We start from the raw sequence: 4,064 nt of genomic DNA, 5'->3' as shown, positions 1-4,064 counted from the left end.
CCCGGCGCGGCCGAGGAACACGACGTCGGCGCGCTCCTCGACGAGCAGCCGCTCGGCGAACTCCGGGTCGCTGATCAGGCCGACCGCGCCCGCGAGCACCGCACCCGACGCGCGGACCTCCTCGGTCAGCGGCACCTGGTAGCCCTGCTCGAGCGCCACCGGCGGGCGGTCGGGCGTGTTCGCGGCGGACGAGACGTCCACCAGGTCCACGCCGTGCTCGGCGAGCCGGCCCGCCAGCCAACGCGAGTCCTCGGGCGTCCAGCCGCCGGGCACCCAGTCCGTGGCCGAGATGCGCACGAACAGCGGCTTGCCCTCGGGCCAGACCTCGCGGACGGCGTCGCAGACCTCCAGCAGCAACCGCGCGCGGTTGTCGCGCGAGCCGCCGTAGGAGTCGGTGCGCTCGTTCGACAGCGGCGAGAGGAACTCGTGCAGCAGGTACCCGTGCGCGGCGTGGATCTCCACCACGTCGAACCCGGCCTCGTCGGCGCGCCGGGCGGCCTCGGCGAACGCGGTGACCACCTCACGGATCCCGGCGACGTCCAGCGCCTCGGGGGTGGCCATGTCGCCGAACGGGATCGCCGACGGCGCCACGGTGGGCCAGCCACCCTCGGACACAGGCATCGACCCGGAGGGTTGCCCGGGGAACGCCTTGTAGGTCGACGCCTTGCGCCCGGCGTGCGCCAGTTGGATTCCCATCGCCGCGCCCTGGGAGTGGACGAACTCCACGCTGGGCGCCCACGCGTCCCGCTGCCGGTCGTTCCACAGTCCGGCGTCCTCGCGGCTGATGCGCCCCTCCGGCACGACCGCCGAGGCCTCGGCGAGGATCAGCCCGAACCCGCCCTGCGCCCGCGCGCCGAGGTGGACCAGGTGCCACGGCGTCGGCACGCCGTCGCGGTCCTCGCACGAGTACTGGCACATCGGGGACAGCCACGCCCGGTTACGGATCTCGAGGTCGCGGATGCGGATCGGTTCGAAGAGCAACGCCATTCCCGCGATTAAACCCCCACCCGTACCGCCACGTCGCCGGGCCCCGGTCGGCGATGACCGGGCCGAGCACTCATCGCAGCGGGTCGAACGGCGTGAGCACCGGGTCGACCTGCCCGGTGACGATCTGCTTCGCGAGCAGTCTCCCGGTAGCGGGACCGAGCACGATCCCCCACATCCCGTGGCCGCCGGCGACGTACACCCCGCGTCCCGCGGTGGCGCCCACCAGCGGCAGTCCGTCAGGCGTCACGGGCCGGGAGCCGACCCACTCGTCCCGCCTGTCGTCGAGGTCCACGCCTCGGAACAGCCCGTCGACCTGAGTGAGCATCGCCCGGATCCGCCTGTCCCGGGGCGGCTCGTCGGGTCCGAGGAACTCCATCGTTCCGGCGATCCGGAGCCGCCCCTGATACGGGGTGCACGCGATGCGCTGCGCCGGCAGGTAGACGGGGTGCGGGATCGGCTCCTCGACGCCCACCGAGAACGAGTAACCCCGGCCCGCCTGGACTCGCGTCCTCACCCCGAGCGGGCGGGCGAGCTGTGGCATCCAGGCGCCGGTGGCGATGACGACCGAGTCAGCGCTGAGCTGCTCCCCCGTCGCGAGGACGACCCCGGGGGCGCGTCCGGGCCTCACCTCGGTGACGGCGTCCCCGGTGAGCAGCCGGGCGCCGCGCGCGCGGACCGCGTCGCCGAGCGCGTTCACGAAGGGTCCCGGTTCGATGAAGCGCTGGCCGTTCATCCGGTAGGCCGCCGTGACCTCCTCCGAGAGGATCGGCGCGAGCGCTCGGGCGGCGTCGAGCCGCTCCACCTCCACCTCCATCCCGTGGCCGCGAACCCACTCGAGTTCGTCGAGGAATGACGTGGCCGACGCGTGGTCGGTGAACCCGACCACGAAGGGGCCCTCTCGCGTCCGGGCCGCGACCCCACCGTCCGTCAGCTGGTCGAACGCCTCCAGAGCGAGGGCGTTGATCGGGGCCAGGCCGGCCATGGTCCGATGCCAGGCCCGCATCGTCCCGTGTGCGAGGAAACGCGCCAGGAACCCCCACAGTCCGGGGTCGACCCGGAGTGGCACGTGCAGCGCGGCATCCGGGTCGAGCAACGCCTTCAGCCCGTACGTCCACACACTCGGATCCGCCAGCGGCAGGGTCAGGGCCGGGGAGAGGTAGCCGGCGTTCCCCCACGAGGAACCCGCGGCCACCCCCTCTCGATCGACCACCGTGACCTCGACACCGTGTTCCTGCAGATGCCAGGCCGTCGACAGCCCCACCATCCCCGCTCCGATGACGATCGCCGTCTCCATCTCCCCGCCTCCTCCACCGGACACACTGCGATACCTCCAGCATGCCCGCCGGAGGTGCTCCCCCGATCCGATCGGCCGCACCCGGCGCCGCGGACTAGCGTGGAGGTCATGGCAGACTCGCATCGCTCCCTCTCCGGCCTCACTCACCTCGACTCGGAGGGCCGCGTGCGGATGGTCGACGTCGGCGACAAGGCCGTGACGACGCGCACCGCCACCGCCGAGGGGGTCTTCCGCACGCGCCCGGACGTGGTGACGATGGTCGCGGGCGACGCGCTCGGCAAGGCGGATGTCCTGGCCACCGCGCGCCTGGCCGGCATCGGGGCCGCCAAGAAGACGTCGGAGCTCATCCCGCTGTGCCACCAGATCCCGCTGGACTCGGTGAAGGTGCACTTCGACCTCGACGACGAGTCCGGCGAGATCCTCGTCCGCGCCACCGCCAAGACGACCGGTCGGACGGGCGTGGAGATGGAGGCGCTCACCGCCGTGTCGGTGGCGGGGCTCACGCTGCACGACATGGTCAAGGCGGTCGACCCGCTCGCCACCATGGACGGTGTCCGCCTCGCCGCCAAGTCGGGCGGCAAACGCGGTGACTGGAGGCGGGAAGACCACGGCACCGAACCGAGTGGTGGGATCGACGACGACGACGAGGGCGCTCGCCCGAACTCCGGGCCCGCTGCTCTCGAGGTCGGCCGGACCGGCGTCGTCGTCGTCTCCTCCACGGCCGCCGCCCGCGGCGACCGCACCGATACCACCGGGCCCGCCATCGAGGCCTGGCTGCGTGAGCGCGGCTTCTCGCCGGTGGAGGTGCACGTCGTGGCCGATGCGGATGTGGCCACCGCGGTCACCGAGCACGTGCGCCGCTCGCCGGCGGTCCTGCTCACCACCGGCGGCACGGGGGTCGCGCCCGACGACCGCACGCCCGAGGCGACGGCGCCGCACCTGACACTCGAGCTGCCGGGGGTCGCGGAGGCGATGCGGGCCCGCGGGCTGGCGGCGACGCCCACCGCCGCGATGAGTCGTGGTCTCGCCGGGTTCGCCGGGCGCACGTTGGTGGCGAACCTGCCCGGGTCGTCGGGCGGGGTCAGCGACGGGCTGGCGGTGCTGGACGAGTTGCTCGAGCACCTGCTGGACGTTCACGCCCACGGTGGTGGTCACTGATGTCGGCCCCGACCCCGGCCTCGGGACAGCCCTCCGGGCCGAACTCCGAGCCGCACCCCGCGCCGCTGGCCCGGATCACCGACGAGCGGATCGAGCCCCGCGAGGTCGAGCAGGCCGTGTGGAGCTCGGCGGATGGCGCGATGGTGACGTTCTCCGGGATCGTGCGGGATCACGACGCCGGTCGCGCCGATGTCGAGCACATCGAGTACTCCGCTCACCCTGTCGCGCAGGATGTGCTGGCCCGGCTCTGCGCGGAGGTGGCCCGCGAGCACAGCGGCCCCGCCGACGCCGACGGTCGGCCCGTCGATCCGCAGCGCGTGACGCGCGTGGGCGCGGTGCACCGGGTGGGCGTGTTGACGGTGGGTGAGGTCGCGGTGGTCGCGGTGGCGGTGGCGCCGCATCGGGCGGAGGCGTTCACGGCGTGTTCGGACCTCATCGAGCGCCTCAAGCACGAGGTGCCGATCTGGAAACGCCAGCGCTTCTCCGACGGCTTGTCGGAGTGGGTGGGCGTCGGCGACTGCTGAGTAGCCCCGGCGGCGCGCCGCCGCAGGGTTTCAGGCGGGGCTGGGCGTCAGGCGGGGCGGGTGTGGGGGCTGTGTCTGGGGTGGCCTGGTGGGTTGATGAG

General features: G+C 73.3%; 4 protein-coding genes. 2 read left to right on the top strand and 2 right to left on the bottom strand.

Annotation, left to right across the window (positions count from 1 at the left end; translation table 11 throughout):
- Together HMPREF3086_RS02405 and HMPREF3086_RS02400 are read right to left on the bottom strand one after the other, a co-directional pair.
- Window positions 1–987, bottom strand: a 987-nt coding sequence (locus HMPREF3086_RS02405; protein ID WP_070719993.1) for an NADH:flavin oxidoreductase/NADH oxidase, incomplete at its 3' end; no start/stop codon positions are given.
- Between the two features lie 70 nt (window positions 988–1,057).
- The gene (locus tag HMPREF3086_RS02400) at window positions 1,058–2,281 is read right to left on the bottom strand and encodes an NAD(P)/FAD-dependent oxidoreductase (RefSeq protein ID WP_061914262.1); all 1,224 of its coding nucleotides are present in this window, start codon (window positions 2,279–2,281) and stop codon (window positions 1,058–1,060) included.
- A 108-nt stretch (window positions 2,282–2,389) separates the two neighbouring features.
- On the opposite strand from HMPREF3086_RS02400, the gene moaCB reads away from it, so the two are divergent.
- A complete protein-coding gene (moaCB, locus tag HMPREF3086_RS02395; protein WP_070719994.1) occupies window positions 2,390–3,439 on the top strand; it encodes a bifunctional molybdenum cofactor biosynthesis protein MoaC/MoaB in 1,050 nt (349 codons plus the stop codon).
- Entirely contained in the window at window positions 3,439–3,963 is a 525-nt protein-coding gene (locus tag HMPREF3086_RS02390; RefSeq protein ID WP_232303218.1) for a molybdenum cofactor biosynthesis protein MoaE, read from the top strand. The genes moaCB and HMPREF3086_RS02390 overlap by 1 nt, the downstream gene beginning before the upstream one ends.
- The last annotated feature ends 101 nt before the right edge of the window (window positions 3,964–4,064 follow it).

This window comes from Dietzia sp. HMSC21D01 (assembly GCF_001815995.1).
GTDB lineage: Bacteria > Actinomycetota > Actinomycetes > Mycobacteriales > Mycobacteriaceae > Dietzia > Dietzia cinnamea.
The sequence above is the reverse complement of the archived record's forward strand: the minus strand, read 5'-3'. Positions and strand labels throughout refer to the sequence as shown.